Source organism: Streptomyces sp. NPDC020490 (genome assembly GCF_044335305.1).
GTDB lineage: Bacteria > Actinomycetota > Actinomycetes > Streptomycetales > Streptomycetaceae > Streptomyces.
Window position 1 is genome coordinate 161,726 of record NZ_JBIRUY010000007.1, and the last position, 25,365, is coordinate 187,090.

The 25,365-nt window shown below is 72.2% G+C and carries 24 protein-coding genes and 1 pseudogene; 20 read left to right on the forward strand and 5 right to left on the reverse strand.

Annotated features, from left to right (window positions below; translation table 11 throughout):
• Positions 1-169 precede the first annotated feature (169 nt).
• From dop to prcA, 5 genes and pseudogenes are all read left to right on the forward strand, one after another.
• On the forward strand, positions 170-1,681 hold the full coding sequence (dop, locus tag ACH4ZX_RS10525; protein WP_351899199.1) for a depupylase/deamidase Dop: 1,512 nt from the start codon (positions 170-172) through the stop codon (positions 1,679-1,681).
• A 164-nt stretch (positions 1,682-1,845) separates the two neighbouring features.
• A complete protein-coding gene (locus ACH4ZX_RS10530) occupies positions 1,846-2,064 on the forward strand; it encodes a ubiquitin-like protein Pup (RefSeq protein WP_121888496.1) in 219 nt (72 codons plus the stop codon).
• 27 nt (positions 2,065-2,091) lie between these two features.
• A pseudogene (locus tag ACH4ZX_RS10535) lies at positions 2,092-2,720 on the forward strand (endonuclease VII domain-containing protein).
• Positions 2,672-3,517: a proteasome subunit beta gene (prcB, locus tag ACH4ZX_RS10540; RefSeq protein WP_398270582.1), complete on the forward strand. Its 846-nt coding sequence runs from the start codon at positions 2,672-2,674 to the stop codon at positions 3,515-3,517. The pseudogene ACH4ZX_RS10535 and the gene prcB overlap by 49 nt, the downstream one beginning before the upstream one ends.
• Positions 3,518-3,579: 62 nt before the next feature.
• Positions 3,580-4,341, forward strand: a complete 762-nt coding sequence (prcA, locus tag ACH4ZX_RS10545; protein ID WP_398270585.1) for a proteasome subunit alpha — start codon at positions 3,580-3,582, stop codon at positions 4,339-4,341.
• 76 nt (positions 4,342-4,417) lie between these two features.
• Here the strand turns inward: prcA and ACH4ZX_RS10550 are convergent, their stop codons facing one another.
• Entirely contained in the window at positions 4,418-5,446 is a 1,029-nt protein-coding gene (locus tag ACH4ZX_RS10550) for a LacI family DNA-binding transcriptional regulator (protein WP_398270588.1), read from the reverse strand.
• A gap of 155 nt (positions 5,447-5,601) precedes the next feature.
• On the opposite strand from ACH4ZX_RS10550, the gene ACH4ZX_RS10555 reads away from it, so the two are divergent.
• The 12 genes from ACH4ZX_RS10555 (at position 5,602) to ACH4ZX_RS10610 (ending at position 17,861) form a co-directional block, all read left to right on the forward strand.
• Positions 5,602-6,861, forward strand: a complete 1,260-nt coding sequence (locus ACH4ZX_RS10555; protein WP_398270591.1) for an MFS transporter — start codon at positions 5,602-5,604, stop codon at positions 6,859-6,861.
• Between the two features lie 9 nt (positions 6,862-6,870).
• On the forward strand, positions 6,871-8,232 hold the full coding sequence (gene pafA, locus ACH4ZX_RS10560; RefSeq protein WP_398270594.1) for a Pup--protein ligase: 1,362 nt from the start codon (positions 6,871-6,873) through the stop codon (positions 8,230-8,232).
• 126 nt (positions 8,233-8,358) lie between these two features.
• A complete protein-coding gene (locus ACH4ZX_RS10565) occupies positions 8,359-9,363 on the forward strand; it encodes an FKBP-type peptidyl-prolyl cis-trans isomerase (RefSeq protein ID WP_398270597.1) in 1,005 nt (334 codons plus the stop codon).
• A 59-nt stretch (positions 9,364-9,422) separates the two neighbouring features.
• On the forward strand, positions 9,423-9,794 hold the full coding sequence (locus ACH4ZX_RS10570) for an FKBP-type peptidyl-prolyl cis-trans isomerase (protein ID WP_324788739.1): 372 nt from the start codon (positions 9,423-9,425) through the stop codon (positions 9,792-9,794).
• 130 nt (positions 9,795-9,924) lie between these two features.
• A complete protein-coding gene (locus ACH4ZX_RS10575) occupies positions 9,925-10,878 on the forward strand; it encodes a helix-turn-helix transcriptional regulator (protein WP_398270601.1) in 954 nt (317 codons plus the stop codon).
• A 19-nt stretch (positions 10,879-10,897) separates the two neighbouring features.
• On the forward strand, positions 10,898-11,989 hold the full coding sequence (locus tag ACH4ZX_RS10580; RefSeq protein ID WP_398270603.1) for a helix-turn-helix transcriptional regulator: 1,092 nt from the start codon (positions 10,898-10,900) through the stop codon (positions 11,987-11,989).
• Positions 11,986-12,279, forward strand: coding sequence for a hypothetical protein (locus ACH4ZX_RS10585; protein ID WP_324788736.1), 294 nt, complete (start codon positions 11,986-11,988; stop codon positions 12,277-12,279). The genes ACH4ZX_RS10580 and ACH4ZX_RS10585 overlap by 4 nt, the downstream gene beginning before the upstream one ends.
• A gap of 18 nt (positions 12,280-12,297) precedes the next feature.
• Positions 12,298-12,492, forward strand: coding sequence for a hypothetical protein (locus tag ACH4ZX_RS10590; protein WP_398270607.1), 195 nt, complete (start codon positions 12,298-12,300; stop codon positions 12,490-12,492).
• A 262-nt stretch (positions 12,493-12,754) separates the two neighbouring features.
• The gene (gene tatA, locus ACH4ZX_RS10595; RefSeq protein ID WP_360752079.1) at positions 12,755-13,042 is read left to right on the forward strand and encodes a Sec-independent protein translocase subunit TatA; all 288 of its coding nucleotides are present in this window, start codon (positions 12,755-12,757) and stop codon (positions 13,040-13,042) included.
• Between the two features lie 50 nt (positions 13,043-13,092).
• Positions 13,093-14,043 (forward strand): twin-arginine translocase subunit TatC, encoded by a 951-nt coding sequence (gene tatC / locus ACH4ZX_RS10600; protein WP_398270610.1) that lies wholly within the window; start codon positions 13,093-13,095, stop codon positions 14,041-14,043.
• A 31-nt stretch (positions 14,044-14,074) separates the two neighbouring features.
• Positions 14,075-14,965: a diacylglycerol kinase gene (locus tag ACH4ZX_RS10605; protein WP_398270613.1), complete on the forward strand. Its 891-nt coding sequence runs from the start codon at positions 14,075-14,077 to the stop codon at positions 14,963-14,965.
• Between the two features lie 85 nt (positions 14,966-15,050).
• Entirely contained in the window at positions 15,051-17,861 is a 2,811-nt protein-coding gene (locus ACH4ZX_RS10610; protein WP_398270616.1) for a DEAD/DEAH box helicase, read from the forward strand.
• A 362-nt stretch (positions 17,862-18,223) separates the two neighbouring features.
• Here ACH4ZX_RS10610 and ACH4ZX_RS10615 read toward each other — a convergent pair whose 3' ends face one another.
• Positions 18,224-19,174, reverse strand: a complete 951-nt coding sequence (locus tag ACH4ZX_RS10615) for an RluA family pseudouridine synthase (protein ID WP_398270619.1) — start codon at positions 19,172-19,174, stop codon at positions 18,224-18,226.
• Positions 19,175-19,241: 67 nt separating this feature from the next.
• Here ACH4ZX_RS10615 and ACH4ZX_RS10620 point away from each other — a divergent pair, with 67 nt between their 5' ends.
• The gene (locus ACH4ZX_RS10620) at positions 19,242-19,823 is read left to right on the forward strand and encodes a GNAT family N-acetyltransferase (RefSeq protein ID WP_398270622.1); all 582 of its coding nucleotides are present in this window, start codon (positions 19,242-19,244) and stop codon (positions 19,821-19,823) included.
• A gap of 777 nt (positions 19,824-20,600) precedes the next feature.
• Here the strand turns inward: ACH4ZX_RS10620 and ACH4ZX_RS10625 are convergent.
• Positions 20,601-21,443 carry a siderophore-interacting protein gene (locus ACH4ZX_RS10625; RefSeq protein ID WP_398270625.1) on the reverse strand — a complete coding sequence of 281 codons (843 nt, stop codon included), beginning with the start codon at positions 21,441-21,443 and terminating at the stop codon, positions 20,601-20,603.
• Between the two features lie 104 nt (positions 21,444-21,547).
• Positions 21,548-22,477 carry a 5'-3' exonuclease H3TH domain-containing protein gene (locus ACH4ZX_RS10630; RefSeq protein ID WP_398270736.1) on the reverse strand — a complete coding sequence of 310 codons (930 nt, stop codon included), beginning with the start codon at positions 22,475-22,477 and terminating at the stop codon, positions 21,548-21,550.
• 516 nt (positions 22,478-22,993) lie between these two features.
• Here ACH4ZX_RS10630 and ACH4ZX_RS10635 point away from each other — a divergent pair.
• A complete protein-coding gene (locus ACH4ZX_RS10635) occupies positions 22,994-23,575 on the forward strand; it encodes a helix-turn-helix domain-containing protein (RefSeq protein ID WP_398270628.1) in 582 nt (193 codons plus the stop codon).
• The gene (locus ACH4ZX_RS10640) at positions 23,575-24,294 is read left to right on the forward strand and encodes a helical backbone metal receptor (protein WP_398270739.1); all 720 of its coding nucleotides are present in this window, start codon (positions 23,575-23,577) and stop codon (positions 24,292-24,294) included. The genes ACH4ZX_RS10635 and ACH4ZX_RS10640 overlap by 1 nt, the downstream gene beginning before the upstream one ends.
• Here the strand turns inward: ACH4ZX_RS10640 and ACH4ZX_RS10645 are convergent.
• Complete coding sequence (locus ACH4ZX_RS10645; RefSeq protein ID WP_398270631.1) at positions 24,206-25,357, reverse strand: TDT family transporter; 1,152 nt, start codon at positions 25,355-25,357, stop codon at positions 24,206-24,208. The genes ACH4ZX_RS10640 and ACH4ZX_RS10645 overlap by 89 nt on opposite strands.
• Positions 25,358-25,365: the final 8 nt, after the last annotated feature.

Sequence of the window (25,365 nt, forward strand, 5' to 3'; positions counted from 1 at the left end):
GACCAATGACGCAAATGATCTCCCCACCAGCGCAGAGCCGTTCTAGGCTCTTCGGTACCGGTACCGCCGAGGCGCGCAGTGCGGGGACGGGCACCGCACACGCACCGGAGCGCCAGCGGTATCTGAGCGCCGCCCCCGACCGAGGGCGCCGCCGGGCAAGGAGGGCCGCATGACCGTACGGCGAGTAATGGGCATCGAGACCGAGTACGGAATCTCCGTCCCCGGCCACCCCAACGCCAATGCCATGCTCACCTCGTCCCAGATCGTCAACGCCTACGCGGCGGCGATGCACCGGGCCCGGCGGGCCCGATGGGACTTCGAGGAGGAGAATCCGCTGCGGGACGCGCGAGGCTTCGACCTCGCCCGCGAGGCCGCCGACGCCAGCCAGCTCACCGACGAGGACATCGGCCTCGCCAACGTGATCCTCACCAACGGCGCGCGACTGTACGTCGACCACGCACACCCCGAATACAGCGCACCCGAGGTCACCAACCCGCGCGACGCGGTCCTCTGGGACAAGGCCGGCGAACGGATCATGGCAGAGGCCGCCGAACGCGCGGCCCAGCTCCCCGGGGCACAGCCCATCCACCTCTACAAGAACAACACCGACAACAAGGGCGCCTCCTACGGCACGCACGAGAACTACCTGATGAAGCGGGAGACCGCCTTCTCGGACATCGTGCGCCACCTCACGCCGTTCTTCGTCTCCCGCCAGGTGGTGACCGGCGCCGGCCGCGTCGGCATCGGCCAGGACGGACACGAGCACGGCTTCCAGCTCAGCCAGCGCGCCGACTACTTCGAGGTCGAGGTCGGCCTCGAGACGACGCTGAAGCGCCCGATCATCAACACCCGCGACGAACCGCACGCGGACGCCGAGAAGTACCGCCGCCTGCACGTCATCATCGGCGACGCGAACCTCTCGGAGATCTCGACCTACCTGAAGGTGGGCACGACCGCCCTGGTCCTGTCCATGATCGAGGACGGCTTCATCGCCGTCGACCTGGCCGTCGACCAGCCCGTCCGCACCCTCCACCAGGTCTCCCACGACCCCTCGCTCAAGCGGCTCGTCACGCTCCGCAGCGGCCGCACGCTCACCGCGGTCCAGTTGCAGATGGAGTACTACGAACTGGCCCGCAAGTACGTCGAGGAACGCTACGGCGCCGACGCTGACGAGCAGACCAAGGACGTCCTGGCCCGCTGGGAGGACACCCTCAACCGCCTGGAACACGACCCGATGAGCCTGGCCGGCGAACTGGACTGGGTCGCCAAGCGGGAGCTCATGGAGGGCTACCGGCGCCGCGACAGCCTCGACTGGGACGCCGCCCGGCTCCACCTGGTCGACCTCCAGTACGCCGACGTACGGGCCGAGAAGGGCCTCTACAACCGCCTGGCCGCCCGCGGCCGCATGAAGCGCATCCTGACCGAGGACGAGGTCGACAGGGCCCGCACCAAGCCGCCGGAGGACACCCGCGCCTACTTCCGCGGACGCTGCCTGGAGCAGTACGCGGAAGACGTCGCGGCGGCCTCCTGGGACTCGGTGATCTTCGACCTCCCGGGCCGGGACTCGCTCCAGCGCGTCCCAACCCTCGAACCGCTTCGCGGAACGCGAAATCACGTCAAGGCGCTCCTGGACCGCTGCCGCACGGCGGAAGACCTGGTCAGGGTCCTGTCCGGCGGCTGAGCGGGTACCCGGGGCGCACCCTGCCCGGCAGGGAGGCAGGGTGGAAAACCCGGCGTAAGGGAATCATGAAGGTGGTCCCCGGACGTTGAGGGAACAGCGGGGCCGATGTCGGACCCTGCTTGTAGGGTCTGATCAAGAACGTCGAACCGAGCGGGGTGAGGGTTATGGCGACCAAGGACACCGGCGGCGGACAGCAGAAGGCGACGCGCTCCACCGAGGAGGTCGAGGAGCAGGCGCAGGACGCGCAGGCGACGGACGACCTCAAGGAGCGCCACGAGAAACTGAGCGACGACGTGGACTCCGTCCTGGACGAAATCGATGATGTACTCGAGGAGAACGCCGAGGATTTCGTTCGCTCCTTCGTGCAAAAAGGCGGAGAGTGAAGGTGAATTGGCCACCCTTCCTTTGAAATGAAAGTGACGGGGGAGAGGGTGACCGAGGAGCCGAGCGCGAAGCGATGCAGGAAATGTGAGCGGGAGCTGCCTCCTGCGGGGCGTTTGCGCGAGACAGGAATCGGCGGGATGGACTCCAAGTGCACTGCCGGGAGTGCGTGGCGGAATACAGCGCCGCGCACTACCGGCGCCGCCGGGAGGCCATGGGCAGGACCGTGCGGGAGAAGGCGGACGTCCCGGCCGGGCACAAGCTCTGCCGGACGTGTGGTGAGGTCAAGCCTCACAGCGAATGGCATCGCAACGCGACCGCTTCCGACGGGCTGGCCACTCGCTGCAAGGCGTGCCGGTCCCGGCTCGGGCGGCAGGACCATCTCAAGCGCCAGTACGGCATCACCGAAGCCGAGCGCGACGAGTTGATCGCCTCGCAAGGGGGCGTCTGCTGTATATGCCTGGCGGCCGTGCCCGAGCATGTGGATCACTGCCACAAGACGGGTAGGGTCCGTGGCGTACTGTGCTTCAGCTGCAATGCCGCACTGGGGCAGTTCAAGGATCGGCCCGATGCCATAAGGCGGGCTGCTGCTTACGTGGAAGGAATCGCGTGGAAGCCAACACTCGTGGCACCGGGCGTCTACCGGCTGCCTTCCTGACGCCGGGATCCTCGTCGTTCATGGACTTCCTCTCCGAGCACCAGCCGGAGCTGCTGCCCGGCAGGCGGCAGCTGCCGCCGATCCAGGGGGTGATCGAGGCGCCGCACGGCACGACCATCGTCGCCGTGACCTTCCCCGGGGGTGTGGTGCTCGCCGGTGACCGCCGGGCCACCATGGGCAATGTGATCGCCCAGCGCGACATCGAGAAGGTCTTCCCGGCCGACGAGTACTCGGCGGTCGGCATTGCCGGCACCGCCGGTCTGGCCGTGGAGATGGTGAAGCTGTTCCAGCTGGAGCTGGAGCACTTCGAGAAGGTCGAGGGGGCCCAGCTCTCCCTGGAGGGCAAGGCCAACCGCCTGTCGACCATGATCCGTTCCAACCTCGGCATGGCCATGCAGGGCTTGGCCGTGGTGCCCCTCTTCGCCGGTTACGACGTGGACCGGGAGAAGGGCCGCATCTTCTCCTACGACGTCACGGGCGGCCGCTCCGAGGAGCACGGCTACGCGGCCACGGGTTCCGGTTCGATCTTCGCGCGCGGAGCGATGAAGAAGCTCTTCCGCGAGGACCTGACCGAGGAGCAGGCCACCACGCTGGTGGTCCAGGCTCTCTACGACGCGGCTGACGACGACTCGGCGACCGGTGGTCCCGATGTCGCCCGCCGGATCTACCCGATCGTCATGGTGATCACCGAGGACGGTTTCCGCCGTCTCACCGAGGACGAGTCCTCCGCCGTCGCCCGCTCGATCCTGGAGCGGCGGCTGGAGCAGCCCGACGGCCCGCGGGCCGCGCTGCTGTAGCCGGCGGCCGGGCTTCTTATCAAGGTGATCCTGTGACTTCGACAGAAAGGGACGGATAACCGGTGTCGACGCCGTTCTATGTCTCACCCCAGCAGGCGATGGCCGACCGGGCGGAGTACGCCCGCAAGGGCATCGCCCGTGGCCGCAGCCTGGTCGTGCTGCAGTACGCCGACGGCATCGTCTTCGTCGGCGAGAACCCGTCCCGCGCGCTGCACAAGTTCAGCGAGATCTACGACCGGATCGGCTTCGCGGCCGCCGGCAAGTACAACGAGTACGAGAACCTGCGCATCGGTGGTGTGCGCTACGCCGACCTGCGCGGTTACACCTACGACCGGGACGACGTGACCGCGCGCGGTCTCGCCAACGTCTATGCCCAGACGCTGGGCACGATCTTCTCCTCGGCGGGCGAGAAGCCGTACGAGGTGGAGCTGGTCGTGGCCGAGGTCGGCGAGACGCCGGACGGCGACCAGATCTACCGGCTGCCGCACGACGGTTCGATCGTGGACGAGCACGGCTCGGTCGCGGTCGGCGGCAATGCCGAGCAGATCAGCAGTTACCTCGACCAGCGGCACCAGGACGGCATGAGTCTCGCCGAGGCTCTGAAGCTCGCCGTGCAGGCGCTGTCCCGTGACACGAACGGCACGCAGCGGGAGATTCCCGCGGAGCGGCTGGAGGTCGCGGTGCTGGACCGGACGCGTCCGCAGGCGCGCAAGTTCAAGCGCATCGTGGGCCGTCAGCTCTCCCGGCTGCTGGAGAGCGGTGGCGCGTCCGCCGAGGCGGGGAGCTCGGAGAGCTCCGAGGCGGAGAGTTCCGAGGAGGAGTAGACCCGCCCCGCCCCGTTCCTCGTGTGTTCCGTTCCTCGTGTGCCCCGGCCGATCCTGCGGCCGGGGCACAGGGCGTTCAGGAGGTGCTCGGCGGCGCCGTGGAGCCCCGGACGACGAGTTCGACGGGGATGTCTCCTGCTTCCGGTGCGCGGCCTTCCAGTACCGCCAGGAGCGCCCGCATGCCGTGTTCCCCGAACAGTTCGGCGTCCAGGCGGACGGTGGTCAGTTCGGGGTCGAGGGCGGTGGCCAGGGCGAGGTCGTCCACGCCGGTGACGGAGACGTCGTCGGGGACGCGCAGGCCGAGCCGTCGCAGGGCCTTGTAGGCGCCGGCCGCCATTTTGTCGTCGTCGCAGACGAGCGCCGTGGGCCGGGGGCCGGGCCGGGTCAGGGCGGCTTCGGCGGCGGTCCGGGCGGCGTCGATGGAGATGGGCGCGCGGGCGGTGTGCAGGGTGGTGCCGGGGACGGCGCGGACGCGGGCGGCGAGTTCGCGCGCGCGGACCTCGAAGGTCCAGGAGGGTACGTCGGCGGCCAGGTGCAGGAAGCGGCGGTGGCCGAGGCCGAGGAGGTGTTCGGCGATCCGGCGGACGCCGTCGGCGATGTCCAGGTTGACGGTGGCCGCGCCGAGGTTGCCGGCGGGGTCGCTGTCGAGCATCACGAGGGGCAGTTGGTCGCCGCGGATGGCGGTGAGGGCGTCGGCGGTCATGGAGGAGGCGATGACGCCGTCCACGGCGGCCTGGGCGGAGGCGAAGGGGTCGGGGATGGGGGCGGCCCGCAGGGGCCTTCCTTCGGGGGACGGGTAGAGGACGACGCCGAAGCCGTGGCCGGCGGCGACGCGGGCGGCGCCGGTGTAGACGCCGGCGAAGAACTCGGTGGTCAGGACGGGCACGACGAGGAGGACCGTGCGGGTGCGGCCCAGGCGCAGGTTGCGGGCGGCGAGGTTGGGGCGGTAGCCGAGGTCGCGTGCGGCCTGTCGTACCCGCTCGGCGGTGGGTTCGGAGACGCGGCCGCGCCATTTGTCGCCGAGGACGAGGGAGACGGCGGCCTGGGAGACCCCGGCTCGCTGTGCGACGTCACGGCTGGTCGGGCGGGTGCTGCTGGGTGCCACCGTGGGTCCGCTCCTCTTCGTCCGGTCTGTCCGGTTGTCCGTTCGTCTCCGGCAGGGCCGGCCGGCTCGCTGCGGCCTGCTGTCGTCTGGACGGGTGAACAGCGGACATGGTACGTATGGGCACCGAAGTTATACGTAACACTTGGAGGCTGGGCATGGCCGCGGGATACCTGGAGATCCTCAGGGCGAAGCACGCGGCCCGCCTGCTGACCGGCACGCTGGTGGGCCGTCTGCCCAACGCGACCGCCGCGATCGCCCTGGTGCTGTTCGTGCGCGCCGAGGGCGGTACGTACAGCCTGGCGGGCGTCCTGGCGGCGGTGTACGGCGTCGCCAACGCCGTCGGGCAGCCGGTGCTGGGCCGGCTGGTGGACCTGTACGGCCAGCCGCGGGTGCAGCTGCCGGCGGCCGTCGTGTCGGCCCTGGCGATGGGCGTGTTCGCCTTCTCGGGCACCGATCCGCTGCCGTCCGCCTGCGCGGCCGTCGCGGCGGCGGGCCTGTTCGCTCCGCCGCTGGAGGGCGGTCTGCGGGCCCTGTGGCCGTCCGTGCTGCGGCGCGAGGAGCAGGTGCACACGGCCTACGCGCTGGACGCCGTGGCGCAGGAGGTCCTGTTCACCGTCGGCCCGCTGCTGGTGACCCTGTGCGTGTCGCTCTGGTCGGAGCGGGCCGCCCTGCTGGCGCTGAACGCGGTCGGCGTCCTCGGCGCCCTGTCCGTGGTCTGCTCGCCGCCCTCGCGTGCGTGGCGCTCGGCGCCGCGGGAGGCCCACTGGCTGGGTGCCCTGCGCTCGCCCGGTCTGCTGGCGCTGCTGGGCGCGTTCCTGTTCGTCGGCATCGCGCTGGGCTCCATCACGGTGGCCTGCGTGCCGTACGCGGACGGTCACGGCGGTGACGCGGTGTACGGCTGGCTGATGGCGGCCCTGGGGCTTGGCGCGCTGCTGGGCGGCACGGTGTACGGCGCGCGGCGGTGGACGGGGGAGCCGGCGCGCCGGCTGCAGGGGATCGTGGCCCTGCTGGCGGTGTGCTACCTGCCGCTGATGCTGATGCCGGGCGCGGTCGCCATGGTGCTGCTCACCGTTCTGGCGGGGGTGTTCCTGGCGCCCGCCATCGCCTGCGCTTTCGTCCTGGTCGACCGGCACGCGCCGGGCGGGACGCTCACCGAGGCGTTCTCCTGGCTGGTGACGACGTTCACGGTGGGAGCGTCGGTCGGGACGGGGGTCGCGGGTCCGGTCGTCGAGGCGGGCGGGGCCTTGTGGGGGTTCGCCGTACCGGGTGCGGCCGGGGGAGTGTCGTTGCTGGTTCTGCTGGTCACGCGGGGGCTTCTGACGGGGCCCGTGGGGCGGGCGGTCGTTGCGGCTTCATCTGAAAATGATCCAAACCGTGCTGTCGAACCCCGTTTCAGCTCAGGGGATCGGGCGTAATGTTCAGTCATGGACCGCCGCATTTTCGGGCTGGAGAACGAGTACGGCGTCACGTGCACGTTCAGGGGACAGCGCCGCCTGTCGCCTGACGAGGTGGCGCGGTACCTCTTCCGCCGTGTCGTGTCATGGGGCCGCAGCAGCAATGTCTTTCTGCGAAACGGCGCCCGCCTTTATCTCGACGTGGGCTCACATCCGGAATACGCGACACCCGAATGTGACAATGTGATCGAACTGGTCACCCACGACAAGGCCGGCGAACGCATTCTCGAGGGACTCCTGGTGGACGCCGAACGACGCCTGCACGAGGAAGGAATCGCGGGCGACGTCTACCTCTTCAAGAACAACACCGATTCGGCGGGCAACTCCTACGGCTGCCACGAGAACTATCTGGTCGCCCGGCACGGGGAGTTCTCCCGGCTCGCGGACATCCTCATCCCGTTCCTGGTCACCCGCCAGTTGCTGTGCGGTGCCGGCAAGGTGCTGCAGACGCCGCGCGGTGCGGTGTACTGCGTCAGCCAGCGGGCCGAGCACATCTGGGAGGGCGTCTCCTCGGCCACGACGCGTTCGAGGCCGATCATCAACACGCGGGACGAGCCGCACGCGGACGCCGAGCGCTACCGCCGTCTGCACGTGATCGTGGGCGACTCGAACATGTCCGAGACGACCATGCTGCTGAAGGTCGGGGCCACCGACCTGGTGCTGCGCATGATCGAGGCGGGCACGGTGATGCGTGACCTGACCCTGGAGAACCCCATCCGGGCGATCCGCGAGGTCAGCCACGACATCACGGGCCGGCGCAAGGTGCGTCTGGCCAGCGGCCGGGAGGCCTCCGCGCTGGAGGTGCAGCGCGAGTACTACGAGAAGGCCGTGGACTTCTGCGAGCGGCGCGGCATCCGTACCGGCATCGTGGAGCGGGTGCTGGAGCTGTGGGGCCGCACGCTGGACGCCATCGAGTCGGAGGACCTGGACCGCATCGGCACCGAGATCGACTGGGTCATCAAGTACAAGCTGATCGAGCGGTACCGGGCCAAGCACAACATGACCATGTCTCATCCGCGGGTCGCGCAGATAGACCTCGCCTACCACGACATCCACCGCCGTCGTGGCCTGTACTACCTGCTCGAGAAGAAGGGTCAGGCGGCCCGTGTCTGCAATGACCTGAAGATCTTCGAGGGCAAGTCCGTTCCGCCGCAGACCACTCGGGCCCGGCTGCGCGGCGACTTCATCCGCAGGGCCCAGGAACAGCGCCGGGACTTCACCGTCGACTGGGTCCACCTCAAGCTCAACGACCAGGCGCAGCGCACGGTGCTGTGCAAGGACCCGTTCCGTTCCGTGGACGACCGGGTGGAGAAACTGATCGCCGGAATGTGAGCAGTGCGTCGCGGACGAAGACCGCGACGCCACACGGGCGCCGTACGTTTTCCGTGCGGCGCCCTTGTCACGCCGTAGAGTTGCGCGCACGCCATCAACAAGATCGACCGATACGAGGCCTTCATCGTGCGCCGACGCTCCCTACTGATCGCCGTACCCGCAGGACTGGTCACGCTCGCCGGGTGCGGCGACGACTCGTCCAACTCGAGCAAGGCCGGCGCGTCGCCCTCCGCCTCGGCCGCCTCCGCCGCGCCGCCGCCGAAGATCGTCGACGGTCCGCTGCCGGCGATCACGGCGGGCACGAAGTTCGGCACCAAGCCGACCGTCGCGAAGGGCAGCGGCGACCCGTCGAAGAACCTCGCGGTCCGCGCGGTCATCACCGGCAGCGGCCAGACGGTGGCGGAGAACGACTTCATCCAGGCGGACTACCTCGGTCAGATCTGGGACACGGCGAAGGTCTTCGACAACTCCTACGACCGGGGCACCCCGCTGCTGCTGCAGCTCGCCCAGGGCAGCATCATCGACGGCTGGCGCTACGGCCTGGCCGGCAAGAAGGTCGGCAGCCGGGTCCTCATGGCCGTCCCGCCGACCTGGGGCTACGGCACGCAGGGCAACGCGCAGGCGGGCATCAAGGGCACCGACACGCTGGTCTTCGTCGTCGACCTGCTGGCCACCTTCAACGCCAAGAGCTCCGCCAAGGGCAAGCCGGTCGCGCAGAACGACGCGGCCCTGCCCAAGGTCGGCACCAACACCGACGGCAAGGCCCCCGCCATCGACGTCCCCAAGACGGCCGCGCCGAAGAAGCTGGTGTCCGCCTATGTCCTGGAGGGCGACGGCGAGGCGGTCAAGGAGAGCGAGGCCGTCCTGTGCCAGTTCCGGGGGATGGTCTGGGAGACCGGCAAGGAGTTCGAGTCGACGTACGCGCAGGGGCGGCTCAGCCAGTTCTCGATCCAGCAGATGCAGCAGGTCGTCAAGGGGCTCGCGCAGGGTGTGACGGGCAAGAAGGTGGGCAGCCGGGTCCTCGTCGTCGTGCCTCCTTCGCTGGGGTACGGGGACAAGCCGCCGAGCGGCGGAGCCATCAAGAAGGGCTCCACGCTGGTCTTCTCCGTCGACATCCTGGCGAAGATGTGACCCTCCGGGGATGTAAGACTGTGCGTGTTGCCTTTCCGCAGACCAGCAGGAGCTAAGACGTGAGCATCGAGAAGCCCGAGATCGACTTCCCGGGCGGCGAGCCCCCGGCGGACCTCGAGATCAAGGACATCTGGGAGGGCGACGGCGCGGTCGCGCAGGCGGGCCAGACCGTCACCGTCCACTACGTGGGCGTGGCGTTCAGCACCGGTGAGGAGTTCGACGCCAGCTGGAACCGCGGTACCCCGTTCCGCTTCCCGCTGGGCGGCGGCCGCGTCATCAAGGGCTGGGACCTGGGCGTGCAGGGCATGAAGGTCGGCGGCCGGCGCCAGCTGACCATCCCGGCCCACCTGGCCTACGGCAACCAGAGCCCGACCCCGGCGATCAAGCCCGGTGAGACGCTGATCTTCGTGGTGGACCTGATCGCGGTCTGACCGGCGCCGGACCGGACACGACGGGCCGAGGGTCCCTGCCCGCGCGGGCGGGGACCCTCGGCTTTTGCCACGCCACTTCGGGGCGGTACGGTCGTCGTCGTCAAGCACCATAGGGAGGCGAAGGGCGTCGATGGCCATTGCCAAGGCCGAGCGGCTGATGAACCTGGCGCTGTGTCTGCTCGGGACGCGGCGGCCGCTCAGCAAGCGCGAGCTGCGTGAGTCCATCGAGGCCTATCTGGAAGCCGGTTCGGAGGACGCCTTCAGCCGGATGTTCGAGCGGGACAAGGACGACCTGCGCGAACTCGGACTCGTCATCGAGACGGTGGAGAACCTCGACGGCGAGACCGGCTACGTCGCGCGCCGTGACAGCAACCGCCTGCCCCCCATCACCCTCGACGCCGAGGAGGCCGCGGCCCTGGGGCTCGCCGCGAAGGTGTGGCAGCAGGCCCGGCTCGCCGGCGCGGCCAGCGGCGCGCTGCAGAAGCTGCGCGCGGCGGGACTGCCCGAGGAGGTGGACCCGTACGAGGCACACGGGGCGCTGGAGCCGCGCATCCCGGTGCACGAAGCCGCGTTCGAGCCGCTGATGCTGGCCTGCCGCGACCGTCGCCCGGTCGTCTTCGACTACCGCAAGGCCACCGCCGCCCGCCCCGAGCCGCGGCAGGTGGAGCCGTGGGCGCTGGAGTGCTGGCGCGGTCACTGGTACCTGGCGGGCTGGGACCGGGACCGGGGCGCCGAGCGGGTCTTCCGGCTGTCCCGGATCACCGGGAAGGTGCGCAGCCGCAGCGGCCGGTTCACCGCGCCGGTGCCCGATGTCGTCACCGTCCGGGAGACCGTCGCGAGCTGGGCGGGGGAGACCGCCGACCGCAGCGCGCGGATCCGGCTGCGCTCGGGCGCGGGGTACCCCCTTCGGGCGAAAGCCACGTCCGTCCGGGAACTCGGCGACGGGTGGGACGAGTTGGAGATTCCGTACGGGCACGGGCTGGATGCCTGGCTGGTGGAGTTCGGTCCGGACGTGGTGGTTGTGGAGCCCGCCGAGCTGCGGGCGGACGTGGTGGACCGGCTGCGTGCCGTGGCCAAGGGCTGAGGGGGAGCGGACGAGGACAGTGGCAGGCAAACCGGTCAGGCCCGTCAACGCCATCGACCAGACCAGGCGGATGCTGTCCCTGGTGACGTATCTCAAGGAGCGTCCCGGGGCCCGGATCGAGGACGTCGCGCGCGCCTTCGGCATCACCGAGGACGAGCTGGTCTCGGACCTGGACGTGCTGCCCATGTGCGGCACCAGCTTCCGCGGCGGCGATCTGCTCGACATCGACACCGACGGCGAGCGCATCTGGTGGCACAACCCGGCCGCCCTGGCGGCGGAGGCGGCCGAGCCGCTGCGGCTGGCCGCCGACGAGGCCACCGCCCTGCTGGTGGCGGCGCGGGCCGTGGCCACGCTGCCCGGCCTGCGGGAGAGCGACCGGCAGGCGCTGCTGCGGGCGACGGCGAAGGTGGAGGCCGCGGCCGGTGAGGCGGCCGGCGCCAGCTCCCGGCTGTCGGTGACGTTCGAGTCGGAGGGCGGCGTCTTCGCGGACGTCGACCGGGCGATCTCCGAGCGCCGCCGGCTGTGGATCCGCTACTACTCGCCGGCCCGTGACGAGGTCACCGAGCGCGAGATCGACCCGATCCGCCTGGTCAGCGTGGGGCACACGTACGTGGAGGCCTGGTGCCGGCGCTCCGAGGCGCGCCGTACCTTCCGGCTCGACCGGGTCGCCGAGATCACGATCCTGGACGAGCCGTCCGCGCCGCCGGAGGTGGAGCTGCGGGACCTGTCGGAGGGGCTCGTGCAGCCGGCCGCCGAGGATCCGGAGGTCGTCGTCGAGGTCGGCCCGGGCGGCCGGTGGGTCGCCGAGTACTACCCGCACGACAGTGCGGATGAGCTTCCGGGCGGCGGGCTGCGTATCACCCTGCGGACCCCTGATCCCGCGTCGCTGCGGCGTCTGGCGCTGCGGCTCGGGCGGGACGGCCGGATCGTGTCGCCGCGCGACCTCGCCGACAGCGCCCGGCGGGCGGCGCGCGAGGCGCTGGCGGCGTACGACGGGGCGGAGGACCGGGTTCCGGCCGGCCGGGCGGCTCCCTGGCCGGGCGGCGCCGGGGACCTGGCGGGTCGCGTGGTTCACGACGGTCGGTACGACAGGCAGGAGCAGGGGCTGTGAGCGAGTCGTCGACGTCCGAGGTGCGCAGCGTGTCGGTGGCGTCCGCCTTCGCCGGGATGCGCAGCGTGTCCCCGGTGGTGTTCAGAGCCTGCTGCCCGGACTGCCGGGGCAGCTTCGAACTCACCGCGGGAGCCCTGCGCCTGGCCATCGGCGCCACCAGCCGCACCACCTTCTACTCCTTCACCTGCCCGGACTGCGGCGCAGCGGTCCGCAAGCCGGCCGGGGAGCGGATCGTCGAGCTGCTGACCGGCGGCGGCGTGAAGACCCTGCGCCTCCACTCCGCCCTGTAGAGCTTTGGGATCGACGTCATGTTCTGGCCGATGTTCGCGGTAGCCGTGGGTTTTGCGGGTCTCGCCGTGCTGGGTGTACTCGCCGTGCGGGTGTTCATGGAGGCGCAGCGGCTGGGGCGGCAGGTGGCGGACTCCGCGCACCGCATCAACCGGGCCGCCGAGGATCTGGAGCGTGCCTCGCTGAGTGCGGCGCGGGCCGCGGACTCGCTGTGAGTGCCACCGTAAGAACTCTGTGAGTCCTGCGCCGGAAGGCGATTTGGGCCGCTTCAGCCTGTCATCGCGGCGGCCGTGCCGGGTACGCTGCTGACCGCGGCCCGGAGAACGAGGCCCGGACCGCGGACGGGAGTACGCACGGGGATTGCCTCACGTTCACCCCCGAGCGTTACGATCGCTGGCAACACGACTGCTCGGACACCTGTCCGACCGGTCGGACAGCACCCCACCCCCAGCCGCCTCGGTGAGAAGGTAAAGACTTATGTTCGGAAGGCTCGGCGCCCCCGAGATCATTCTCATCCTCGTCGTCATCATCCTGCTGTTCGGCGCGAAGAAGCTTCCCGACATGGCGCGCTCGCTCGGCAAGTCCGCCCGCATCCTCAAGAGCGAGGCGAAGGCGATGAAGGAAGAGGGCAGCTCCACGGCCACCCCGGCCGGCCCGCCGAACACCGGCGAGCAGCCCCCCGCGCAGCGCACCATCCAGGCCGCCCCCGGCGACGTGACCAGCGCCCGCCCGGTCACCGAGCCGACGGACTCCACCAAGGCCTGATGATGCAGGGCCGGAGACCCCCGGCCCGCCGCACGAGATGAGGACGTGGGTTGCTCAAGTCTGCCCGCAAGAAGGAGAAGGACCCCGAGGGGCGGATGCCCCTCGCGGATCACCTGCGTGAGCTCCGCAACCGGCTCGCGAAGGCCATGCTGGCCATCGTCGTCGTCACCGCCGTGGCCGCCTTCTTCTACAACGACATAGTCAACGTCATCACCAAGCCGGTGCTGGACTCGGTCGGCTGCGGCAAGACCTTCGAGCAGCTGGCCAACTCCTCGGACAAGTCCCAGCAGTGCGCGCAGATCACCATCAACGGTCTGCTCACGCCGTTCACGCTGGCGCTGAAGGTGTCCCTGATGGCCGGCGTGGTGCTGGCCTCCCCGGTGTGGCTGTACCAGCTGTGGGCCTTCGTCGCCCCCGGCCTGCACCGGCACGAGCGCAAGTACGCCTACGCGTTCGTCGGCACGGGCGTGCCGCTCTTCCTCGGCGGCGCCTACTTCGCCTACAAGGTGCTGCCGACCACGGCGAAGGTCCTGATCGGCTTCACGCCCAACGGCGTCAACAACCTGCTGCCGCTCGACGACCTGCTCGACCTCGTCACGCGCATGGTGCTCGTGTTCGGCCTCTCCTTCGAGCTGCCGCTGCTGCTGATCATGCTCAACCTCACCGGGGTGCTGACGGGCAGGCGCATGCTCGGCTGGTGGCGCGGCATGATCATGGGCATCACCGTGTTCGCCGCGATCGCGACGCCGAGCACGGACCCGCTCACGATGCTGGCCCTGGCCGGGCCGATCTGGGTGCTGTACTTCGGCGCGGTCGTCTTCTCGCTGCTGAACGACGGACGCAGGCGCCGGCGCGAGGCCGAGGGCCCCGCCGACGACGAGGCGTCGGAGCTGGACCTCACCCCGGAGGACATCGGCGAGATCGAACCCGTCTCCGCCGGCCGCACCCTGCCCGAGCAGGCGAGCACCGAGCGCGTGAACGGTTATGACGACGTGACCTGACGAACCCCGGGACACCTCGTAGGGTCAGTCCGTGACCAGCGAGATCACCCTCTTCGTCAACCCCACCGCGGGCCGCGGCCGGGGCGCCCGCGCGGCGCAGCCGGCCGCTTCCGCGTTGCGGGCGGCCGGCTTCTCGGTGCGTACCGTCGTCGGTGAGAGCGCCGCGGACGCCCTCACGCGCGCACGTGCCGCCGTCGCGGACGGCACCGGCGCGCTCGTCGCCGTCGGCGGTGACGGCATGGCGAACCTGGCCCTCCAGGCCGTCGCCGGCACCCGCACCCCGCTCGGCCTCGTCGCCGTCGGCACCGGCAACGACCTGGCCCGCGCCCTCGGCCTGCCGGTCCGGGACCCGGCCGCCGCGGGCCGTCTGATCGCCGGCGCCCTCAAGGGCGCCGAGCTGCGCGACATCGACCTCGGGCAGGTGGGCGGCCACTGGTTCGGCACCGTCCTCGCCTCCGGCTTCGACTCCCGCGTCAACGACCGCGGAAACCGCATGAACTGGCCGGCCGGCCGCCTCAAGTACGACCTCGCCATGCTCGCCGAGCTGGCCGCCTTCCGCCCCTTCCCGTACCGGATCACCCTGGACGACGGCGCGGTCCGGGAGGTCGAGGCGACGCTGGTGGCGGTCGGCAACGGATCGTCGTACGGCGGCGGCATGAGGATCTGCCCCGGCGCCGACCTCACCGACGGCCTGTTCGACGTCACGGTGGTCGGGGACTGCGGCCGGGCGACCCTGCTGAAGGTGTTCCCGACGGTGTACCGGGGCACCCACGTCGACCATCCCAAGGTCACCGTGCACCGCGCGGCGAAGATCGAGCTGGCCGCGGAGGGGATCACCGGGTACGCGGACGGGGAACCCCTCGGGCCGCTGCCGCTGACCGCCCGCTGCGTGCCCGGCGCCGTGCGGGTCGCAGCGCCGTGAGCTGCGCGGATCACAGGTTTACCGGCGCTCGATCCGGATATTGATCGTCCTGTTGTCGGTGGGGCCCGGTACGCTCGAAAGCACGATGACAGAGGACCTCTCCCCGGCCGAGCGGTACGCGGCTGCCCGCAGGCGCGCTGCCGAACAGGCCACCGCGCTCGCCTCCTTCCGCGAGATGTACGACTTCGGCCTCGACCCCTTCCAGATCGAGGCCTGCCAGGCACTCGAGGCGGGCAAGGGCGTGCTGGTGGCCGCGCCCACCGGCTCCGGCAAGACCATCGTGGGCGAGTTCGCCGTCCACCTCGCCCTGGGGCAGGGCAAGAAGTGCTTCTACACCACGCCCATCAAGGCACTGTCGAACCAGAAGTACGCCGACCTGTGCCGCCGCTACGGCGCGGACAAGGTCGGCCTGCTCACCGGCGACAACAGCGTCAACTCCGACGCCCCGGTGGTCGTGATGACCACCGAGGTGCTCAGGAACATGCTGTACGCCGGCTCCCATACCCTCCTCGGCCTGGGTTACGTGGTCATGGACGAGGTGCACTACCTGTCCGACCGCTTCCGCGGCGCGGTGTGGGAAGAGGTGATCATCCATCTCCCCGAGTCGGTGACGCTGGTGTCGCTGTCGGCGACCGTGTCGAACGCCGAGGAGTTCGGCGACTGGCTCGACACCGTCCGCGGCGACACGGAGGTGATCGTCTCCGAGCACCGGCCCGTGCCGCTGTTCCAGCACGTGCTCGCCGGCCGCCGGATGTACGACCTGTTCGAGGAGGGCGAGGGCCACAAGAAGGCCGTCAACCCCGACCTGACGCGGCTGGCGCGCATGGAGGCGACCCGGCCGTCGTACCAGGACCGCCGGCGCGGCCGGGCGATGCGGGAGGCCGACCGGGAGCGGGAGCGCCGGCAGCGCTCGCGCGTGTGGACGCCGGGCCGGCCGGAGGTCATCGAGCGGCTCGACGCCGAGGGCCTGCTGCCTGCGATCACCTTCATCTTCAGCCGCGCCGCCTGCGAGGCCGCCGTGCAGCAGTGCCTGTACGCGGGCCTCAGGCTGAACGACGAGGAGGCGCGCGAGCAGGTGCGCGCCCTGGTCGAGGAGCGCACCGCGTCGATCCCGGCGGAGGACCTGCACGTCCTCGGCTACTACGAGTGGCTGGAGGGTCTGGAGCGCGGTATCGCGGCCCACCACGCGGGCATGCTGCCGACGTTCAAGGAGGTCGTCGAGGAGTTGTTCGTCCGCGGTCTGGTGAAGGCCGTGTTCGCGACGGAGACGCTCGCGCTCGGCATCAACATGCCCGCCCGCTCGGTGGTGCTGGAGAAGCTCGTCAAGTGGAACGGCGAGCAGCACGCCGACATCACCCCGGGCGAGTACACCCAGCTGACCGGGCGCGCGGGCCGCCGCGGCATCGATGTCGAGGGCCATGCCGTGGTGCTGTGGCAGCGCGGGATGAGCCCGGAGCACCTGGCCGGGCTCGCCGGCACGCGCACGTACCCGCTGCGCTCCAGCTTCAAGCCGTCGTACAACATGGCGGTCAACCTGGTCGAGCAGTTCGGCCGGCACCGCTCGCGCGAGCTGCTGGAGACGTCGTTCGCGCAGTTCCAGGCCGACAAGTCGGTCGTCGGGATCTCCCGGCAGGTGCAGCGCAACGAGGAGGGCCTGGAGGGCTACAAGGCCTCCATGACCTGCCACCTCGGCGACTTCGAGGAGTACGCGCGGCTGCGGCGCGAGCTGAAGGACCGCGAGACCGAACTCGTCCGGCAGGGCGCGGCGCAGCGGCGCGCGGAGGCCGCCGTCGCGCTGGAGAAGCTCAAGCCGGGCGACGTCATCCACGTGCCGACGGGCAAGTACGCGGGGCTCGCGCTGGTGCTGGATCCGGGGCTGCCCGCCGGCCGGTCCAACGGCCATCGTGGCTTCGACCATCACGACGGCCCGCGCCCGCTGGTGCTGACCGCCGAACGGCAGGTCAAGCGGCTGGCGTCGATCGACTTCCCGGTGCCGGTCGAGGCGCTGGAGCGGATGCGCATCCCGAAGTCCTTCAACCCGCGCTCGCCGCAGTCCCGCCGCGACCTCGCCTCCGCGCTGCGCACCAAGGCCGGGCACATCCCGCCGGAGCGGGCGCGCAAGAAGCGGTCCCAGGCCGCCGACGACCGCGAGATCGCCCGGCTGCGCACGGCGATCCGGGCGCATCCGTGCCACGGCTGCAACGACCGTGAGGACCATGCGCGCTGGGCCGAGCGGTACCACCGGCTGCTGCGGGACACCTCGCAGCTGGAGCGCCGCATACAGGGGCGCACGAACACGATCGCGCGGACCTTCGACCGGATCGTGGCGCTGCTGACCGAGCTGGACTACCTGCGCGCCGACGAGGTCACCGAGCACGGCAAGCGGCTCGCCCGCCTCTACGGCGAGCTGGACCTGCTGGCGAGCGAGTGCCTGCGTGAGGGCGTCTGGGAGGGGCTCGCGCCCGCCGAACTGGCCGCTTGCGTCTCGGCGCTGGTGTACGAGTCCCGGGTGGGCGACGACGCCATGGCGCCCAAGATGCCGTCGGGCAAGGCGAAGGCCGCGCTCGGCGAGATGGTCCGGATCTGGGGCCGGCTCGACGCCCTGGAGGAGGAGTTCCGGATCACGCAGACCGAGGGCGTCGGACAGCGTGAGCCGGATCTCGGGTTCGCCTGGGCCGCCTACATGTGGGCTTCGGGCAAGGGCCTGGACGAGGTGCTGCGCGAGGCGGAGATGCCGGCGGGCGACTTCGTGCGGTGGTGCAAGCAGGTGATCGACGTGCTGGGGCAGATCTCCGCGGCGGCGCCCGCGAGGGAGGGCTCGACCGTGGCGAAGGCCGCGCGCAAGGCGGTGGATCAGCTGCTGCGGGGTGTGGTGGCCTACTCGTCGGTGGGGTAGCCGCAGCCGCAGCCGCAGCCGCCGGCGGGACGGGGTGGGCGCGGGTCGTGCGGGTCGGCGTTCTCCGGCCGGCGTACGCGCGCACTCCTCGCCGCCGACGCCGTCCCGGCCGGGCTGTTGCCGGGCTGTTGCCGGGCTGTTGCCGGGTGGTTGGCGGGTGGTTGGCGGGGGAGCTGCGCCGGGCGGGCGTCCGCGGTGCGCGCCTGACTCAACGGTGCCTGCTCGGGGTTGCTCGCCGTGACGGCTGCGGGTGGCGTGGTCGCCGGGGGGCCGACCACGCTGCCCCTGCCGTGCTGCCCCGGTCGACCGGGCCCCGGTCGTCCGGCGCGGGGCCTGTGGTGGCTCCTGTGCCGACGGCGCGGTCACCCGCCGGCCCACTCGCTCGGGCGGGACCAGGCGGTGAGCGTCCGCGCGCTGCGGAAGCGGTGTTCCGCCCCCGTGACCGGATCGGTGAACTCCAGCGTCCGGGCCAGCAGTTGCAGCGGTCGCCGGAAGTCACCGGCCGGCACCGGGCCGGTCACCTCGGGATACAGCGGATCGCCGAGGAGGGGCACGCCGAGCGCGTTCATGTGGACGCGCAGCTGGTGGGTCTGCCCGGTGGCCGGCACCAGGCGGTAGCGGGCGAGCCCGTCGGCCGCGCGGTGCTCGATCAGCTCGACGCGGCTGACGGCGTTCGGCTCGCCCGGCACCTCGCGGGCGGCGAGCACCCCCCGCTCCTTCACGATCCGGCTGCGCACGGTCCTGGGCAGGGCCAGGCCGGGATCGTACGGGGCTACCGCCTCGTACTCCTTGCCCACCCGGCGGTCGCGGAACAGCGACTGGTACGCGCCGCGTTCCGCGGGCCGTACCGTGAACAGCACCAGCCCGGCGGTGAGCCGGTCCAGGCGGTGCGCGGCGCCCAGCGTGGGCAGCCCCAGCTCCCGGCGCAGCCGCGCGAGCGCCGTCTCGGTGACGTGGCTGCCGCGCGGGGTGGTGGCGAGGAAGTGCGGTTTGTCGACGACGACGATGTGCTCGTCGCGGTGCACGACCTCCAGCGGGAACGGCACCGGCACCTCGGCGGGCAGCTCCCGGTGGAACCACACGAACATCCCCGGCACGTACGCAGCGTCCGGCGGCACCGCCCGCCCGTCCGCCCCGACGACCAGCCCCGCGTCGAACATCCCGTCCACGACCCCGGCGTCCGCCGCGAGCCGTTCCGCCAGGTGCTCGCGCACCGTGGCCCACGGGCCCCCGGCGGGCAGCCGCACCCGCACGGCGTCCACGCCCTCGCGCTGCGGGAGGGGGGAGGGCGGGGGCGGCGTACGACGTCTCATCGCGGCCAAGCGTACGGCGGGGGAAAACCGGTTGGAGTCGCGCGTCCCGGTTGGCACGATGCGGGCCATGCCCTTCCTGACCAGCCCCGTCCTCCCGGCCGGAAGCCTCTCCGGAGCCCCGCAACCCGTCCTCGCCACCGGCGACGGTCTGCTGCTGCGCCCCTGGAGGGCCGCCGACGCGCCCGCCGTCCACACGGTCATCCAGGCTCCCCTGATGCACCGGTGGCATGTCCGGGCCGCCGACTCCGAGGAGGAGACGGGCGGTTGGATCGAGGAGTGGCTGACGGGCTGGCGCGAGGAGCGGGACGCCCAGTGGGCCGTCGTCGACGCGGACACCGACCGGCTGCTCGGGCGGGTGGCGCTGCGCGAGCTGCGGCTGGCGGACGGAACCGCCGAGGTGGCGTACTGGACGGCGGCCCCGGCCCGGGGACGGGGCGTCGCCGCGCGGGCCACCACGGCCCTCGCCCGCTGGGCGCTCGACGAGATCGGCTTCCACCGCCTGGAACTGCTGCACGCGGTCCGCAACGAGGCGTCCTGCCGGGTGGCCACGAAGGCCGGCTTCGCCGCGGAGGGCACCAAGCGCAGTGCCGCCCTGCACGCGGACGGCTGGCACGACATGCACCTGCACGCCCGCGTGCGGGGCGACTGAACCGGGCGGCGACTACCCCGGGGGCGGCACCGACAGCCCGCCCCCCGGTATCGGCGGCTCTCGACGCCGGCGAGGTCGCCGACAGCCTGGCGGCGCGCGGGCGGGCGCGGACAGCCGGGCGCGGGCAGCCGGGCCGGGCGACTGGCGTGATGTGCGGAGGCGCCCCACACCCCGGCTGGTCGCCGGCGGCGGGGACTGGCGTGAGGGGCGGGCAGAGCCCCGCCGCCCGGCTGGTCGCCGGCGGCGGGGAGCGCGGCCGGTCGCCGGTCGGGGCGCCGGGCAGGAGGAGCGGCCGCGGTGGCCGACGCCGACCGCGCGCCGCTGGCCCGGCGAACGGCACCGCTGGCCCGGCGAACGGCACCGCGGGCCCGGTGCCGTTCGCGCGGGGCGCTCCCGGCGTCGACCCGCACGTGGAACGAAGCGGCGCCGGCGGCGGGGGGCCGCACGTGGCCCGTAGCGTGCTGCGCCGACAGGGCCCGCAAGCGGCACGAAGTGGGCCGCCCCGGCGGCAGGGGCCACACCCGGCATGCAGTGGCCCCGTCGGCGGCGGGGCCCGCATACGGCACATAGCGTCCCACGTCGGCAGGGCCCGCACGTGGCATGGAGCGTGCCGCGTCGGCAGCGGTGGCCGCATGCGGCCCGTAGCGTCCCGCGAGGTGGGGCCCGCACGCGCTGCACGAAGTTGCCTGCGTCGGCGGCGGGGCCCGTATGCGGCACGGGGCGTCCCGCGCCGGGGGCACGGGCCGCTCCGGGGGCACGGGCCGCTCCGGGTACGGATCACGCGGCGGGCGCGCCCTCCTGCTCCGCCTCGATGCGCGCGTTCCAGTCCCGCTTGGAGGCCTGCCAGCCGTCCTCGTTGTGGCCGAGGCGCCAGTAGCCGGAGATCGACAGGTCCTCCCGGGCGATCTCCCGCTCGACGCGCAGCAGACGCCGCAGCTCCTTCACGAAGTGCGCCTCGCCGTGCACGAAGGCGTGCACCCGGCCCTCCGGGAACCGGAGCGCCCGTACGGCCTCCACCAGCGCCTCGCCGACCGGCCGGTCCCCGCGGTGCAGCCAGACGACGTCCACGCCGGAGTCGATCTTCTGCTCCTCCTCGGGGCCGGAGACCTCGATGAAGGCGTGCGCCGTCGCGCCGGCGGGCAGCGCCTCCAGCGACCGGGCGATCGCGGGCAGCGCGCTCTCGTCCCCGGCGAACAGATGCCAGTCGGCGTCCGGGTCGGGGGTGTAGGCGCCGCCGGGGCCGAGGAAGCGCACGGTCTCGCCCGGGCGCACGTTCGCCGCCCACGGGCCGGCCAGGCCCTCGTCGCCGTGGATCACGAAGTCCAGCGTCAGCTCGCGGTGGACCGGGTCCCAGGCCCGCACGGTGTAGGTGCGGGTGACCGGCCACTGCTCCCGCGGGAACTCCGCCCGGATCCGCTCCACGTCGAAGGGCTCCGGATAGCTCACGCCCTCCGGCGCGAACAGCAGTTTCACGTAGTGGTCGGTGCAGGTGTCGGCCGAGAAACCGTCCAGACCCTCGCCGCCGAGCACCACCCGCTGCATGTGCGGGGTCAGCCGCTGGGTGCGGACGACCTGAGCGGTGCGGGGCTTCCGCGGCCTGCGGTCCGGTCGATCTGCCATGGAGGCCTCCCTGTTCCGAGCTTAGGTTTGCCTAAGTTAGCACTTTCGTCCAGTGAACACCCCTTCCGTGAGAACCCGATGAACGGCCGCCGCCACCGCCCGCGTCACGTCCCGAGCGTCGTCAGCAGCCGCCGCAGCGATCCGCCCAGTCCCCAGCGCGCGTCCAGCGCCTCCAGCGCGGCCGGGTCCCGCGGTGCGCGCGGCAGCGCCGTGTCGACGTCGGGCAGCGGTACGTCGGCGGCGACCCGGACGACCTTCGGCGCCACCGCGAGGTACGGCCGGGCCTCGTCGAGCCGCCCCCGCTGCGACGGCGTGAGCTTCGCCTCCGGGTCGTCCACCGCGGCCATGATCCCGGCCAGGTCGCCGAACTGGGCGAGCAGCTTCGCGGCCGTCTTCTCGCCGATGCCGGGCACGCCCGGCAGGCCGTCGCTCGGGTCGCCGCGCAGCAGCGCCAGGTCCGCGTACCCGCTGCCGCTCACCCCGTACTTCTCGCGCAGCAGCGCCTCGTCGGTCAGCTGCAGCGAGCCGACGCCCTTGAGCGGATACAGCACCCGCACCCCGCGTGCGTCGTCGACCAGCTGGTAGAGGTCGCGGTCGCCGGTGACGATGTCGACCGGGCCCTCGGCCCGGGCGGTGAACGTGCCGATCACGTCGTCCGCCTCGTACCCGGCGACCCCCACGCGCGCGACGCCCAGCGCGTCCAGGACCGCCTCGATGACCGGCACCTGCGGCGAGAGCGTGTCCGGCACCTCCTCCTCGTCCGGCCCCGTCTCGTGCTCCTCGGCGACGCGGTGCGCCTTGTAGGAGGGGATGAGGTCGACCCGCCACCGCGGGCGCCAGTCGGCGTCCATGCACGCCACCAGGTGCTCGGGGCGGTGGTCCTGCACCAGGCGGTCGATGAATTCGAGCAGCCCGCGCACGGCGTTCACCGGCGTGCCGTCCGGGGCCTTCACCGACTCCGGGACGCCGAAGAAGGCACGGAAATAGAGGGAGGCGGTGTCGAGAAGCATCAGTCGTCCGGTCACGCCTCGCATCATGCCGTACGGCACCGACAGTCACCCGACGGCGAAGGGCCACCGCCTTTGGCCACCGTCCGCGGCCACCGTCCGCGGCTACGACCCGCGGCCACCGACTGCGGGCGCCGTCACAAGGGAGGACCCTGTAAGAAGGAGTCGTGATGAGATGAGTCGTATCCCGGTGCCCCGGCCACCGTCCGCGCGTACGGATGAGATCCGGCCAACCACGGAGCGCCACGCGGCCGCCCCGGTCCGGAGAACCGCGCGGAGGGCGGACGACCGCACGTGGCGCGGCCCGCGGGCCGTCCGGCCCCGCTGGTCAGCCTCTTCGGCCCCGGTGGGTCCGGCGGTGGAGCGGTCCGCCAGGAGCGTGCGCGGAACTCACCCGCCGGGGAGCGGTGGCGCGTTGCACGCCCGCCGTCCTCACCGGTGTGTGACGAGCACGTGAAACAGTTTGCCGAACCTGCGTAAGGTGCAGAGAACTCATCAGGACCATGGCCGTCACGGACCGACGAGGCGAAGGAGGGAGCTGCGATGGGCGACCACAAGGACGACCACAAGGACCAGCCCCTGCGAGTGGGCGCGGCCGTGCGGCGCCGGCGCCGGGCGCTCGAGCTCACCCTCGCCGTCGTGGCCGAGCGCAGCGGCCTGTCCGTGCCGTTCCTGAGCCAGATCGAGAACGACCGGGCGCGGCCGAGTCCGACCTCCCTGGAGAAGGTCGCCGACGCCCTGCGCACCACCGCCGTCGAGCTCCTCGCCGCCGCGGACCCCGCCTGCAGCGTCGACGTCGTGCGCGCCGAGGGCGCCGAGACCGGGCCCGAACCGCGCATGCGCTCCCTGGTGCGCGGCCACCACCAGATGCACGCGCAGGAGTTCACCGGGGACCATGACGCGGGCCGCGAGTTCCAGTACCGCAACGACCAGTTGATGTACGTCGCCGACGGCGCCGTGGAGATCGAGGCGGAGGGCCGCGCCTACCGGCTCGGCAGGGGCGACACGCTCTACCTGACGGGCGGGGTGCGCCACCGGTGGCGGGCCACGGTGGCGGACACCCGCCTGATCGTCGTCGCGGTGGCCGAGCACATCGAGGCGGTCCGGGGCCGGTCGCGTCGGTGATCCGGGTCGTCTCCCTCGTCCCGTCGCTCACGGAGGCCGTGGCGGTCTCGGCGCCGGTGGCCCTGGCCGGCGTCACGGACTGGTGCACGCACCCGCCGGACCTGGCCGTCGCCCGCGTCGGCGGCACCAAGAACCCCGACGTCGAGCGGATCGTCGCCCTCGCCCCCGACCTGGTGATCGCCAACGAGGAGGAGAACCGCGCGTCCGACCTGGCCGAGCTGCGCGCGGCGGGCGTCGAGGTCCTGGTCACCGAGGTGCGCGACGTCCCGCAGGCCTTCGCAGAGCTGGCCCGGGTGCTGGCGGCGTGCGGTGTCCGGGCCCGGCCGCGCTGGCTGGACGAGGCCGAGCGGACGTGGGCGGCGCTGCCGCCGCCGGAGCGCCGCACGACCGCGGTCGTCCCCGTCTGGCGCCGGCCCTGGATGGTGCTGGGCCGCGACACCTTCGCCGGTGACGTCCTCTCCCGCCTCGGCGCGGACCACCTGTACGCGGCCCACCCCGACCGCTACCCCCGCGTCCCCGTCGAGGAACTGCGGGCGGCCGCCCCGGACGTCGTCGTCCTGCCGGACGAGCCGTACCGCTTCACGGCCGACGACGGACCCGAGGCCTTCCCGGGGCTTGCCTGCGCCCTGGTCAGCGGACGGCACCTGACGTGGTACGGGCCGTCGCTGGCCGAGGCGCCGACGGTGCTGGGCGGGGCCCTGCGAGCAGCTCACCGCTGACCACGCCGCGCGCCGTGAGCACGGCGGCGGTGGTCCAGGCGGCGACGAGGAGGCCGTACAGGGCCACCGCGAGCCCGTCGTACACGGCCAGTCCGGTGTGCCGGCCCAGCGCCTCGGCCCCGGTGACGCAGGTGCCGACGGGGAAGGTGAACGACCACCACGTCATCGTGAACCCCATCCCGAGCCGCCGCGCCCGCATCACGTGGGCGGCGGCGAACGCGCACCACAGCAGCGCGAAGCCCATCACGGGCACCCCGTACAGGACGGCGAGGACGGTGAACCCCGCGCGGTACGGGTCCGCGACGGTGCCGGGCGCCACGTCCGCGAACGCGCCGACGGCGGTGGTCGACTGCCCGAGCGGTCCGAGCACCAGGAACAGAGTGGGCGTGAGGGCGAGGGGCAGCGGCCCGCCGGTGATCAGTCGGGCGAAGAGTGCGGGCAGCACGGCCAGGGTGGCCAGCAGGCTCAGCCCGAACATCGCGAAGCAGGCCAGGAGCAGGGTCTCGCGGGGCTGGCCGGCGGGCAGGTACGGCACGAGGCGCGGCCCGAGTGCGGCGGACACCATGGGCGCGACGAGGGGCAGCAGCCACACGGGCGAGGCCTGTCCCGGCCCGGTCTCGTGGCGTACGGCCATCAGATAGGGGACGGCGACGGCGGCCGTGAGCCCCACGGCCGTCCCGGCGGTGAACAGCGCCGCGTCCAGGGCGACCGCGTTCCGCTCGCCGATCCAGTCCCGGCCGACGGCGACCGCGCCGCCGCCGACCGCCAGCAGGGCCATGGCCAGGCATCCGTAGAAGGGCACCGTCGCCGGGTCGAGGAGGTGGGCGCGGGCCTGGTCACGGTGGTGGGCCCAGTGCAGGGCGCGGGCGGCGAGCAGCGTCACCAGGAGCACGAGGGACAGCGCCCAGACGGCGGCGCAGGCGGTGCGCAGGCCGGGGACGCGGCCGGGCAGCCCGGCTCCCGCCGTGGCGACCACGGCGGTGCCCATGACGGCGGCGTACCAGTTGGGCCCGAGGTGGCGGACGGCACGGGCGCGCGGGGGGAGCGGAACTGCGGTGACCATGCCCTCAT

Coding starts and splice junctions, on each gene's coding strand:
- dop (WP_351899199.1), top strand. CDS start 170: ATGACCGTACGGCGAGTAATGGGCATCGAGACCGAGTACGGAATCTCC.
- ACH4ZX_RS10530 (WP_121888496.1), top strand. CDS start 1,846: ATGGCGACCAAGGACACCGGCGGCGGACAGCAGAAGGCGACGCGCTCC.
- ACH4ZX_RS10555 (WP_398270591.1), top strand. CDS start 5,602: ATGGCCGCGGGATACCTGGAGATCCTCAGGGCGAAGCACGCGGCCCGC.
- pafA (WP_398270594.1), top strand. CDS start 6,871: ATGGACCGCCGCATTTTCGGGCTGGAGAACGAGTACGGCGTCACGTGC.
- ACH4ZX_RS10575 (WP_398270601.1), top strand. CDS start 9,925: ATGGCCATTGCCAAGGCCGAGCGGCTGATGAACCTGGCGCTGTGTCTG.
- ACH4ZX_RS10590 (WP_398270607.1), top strand. CDS start 12,298: ATGTTCTGGCCGATGTTCGCGGTAGCCGTGGGTTTTGCGGGTCTCGCC.
- tatA (WP_360752079.1), top strand. CDS start 12,755: ATGTTCGGAAGGCTCGGCGCCCCCGAGATCATTCTCATCCTCGTCGTC.
- ACH4ZX_RS10610 (WP_398270616.1), top strand. CDS start 15,051: ATGACAGAGGACCTCTCCCCGGCCGAGCGGTACGCGGCTGCCCGCAGG.
- ACH4ZX_RS10615 (WP_398270619.1), bottom strand. CDS start 19,174: ATGAGACGTCGTACGCCGCCCCCGCCCTCCCCCCTCCCGCAGCGCGAG.
- ACH4ZX_RS10620 (WP_398270622.1), top strand. CDS start 19,242: ATGCCCTTCCTGACCAGCCCCGTCCTCCCGGCCGGAAGCCTCTCCGGA.
- ACH4ZX_RS10625 (WP_398270625.1), bottom strand. CDS start 21,443: ATGGCAGATCGACCGGACCGCAGGCCGCGGAAGCCCCGCACCGCTCAG.
- ACH4ZX_RS10630 (WP_398270736.1), bottom strand. CDS start 22,477: ATGCGAGGCGTGACCGGACGACTGATGCTTCTCGACACCGCCTCCCTC.
- ACH4ZX_RS10635 (WP_398270628.1), top strand. CDS start 22,994: ATGGGCGACCACAAGGACGACCACAAGGACCAGCCCCTGCGAGTGGGC.
- ACH4ZX_RS10645 (WP_398270631.1), bottom strand. CDS start 25,357: ATGGTCACCGCAGTTCCGCTCCCCCCGCGCGCCCGTGCCGTCCGCCAC.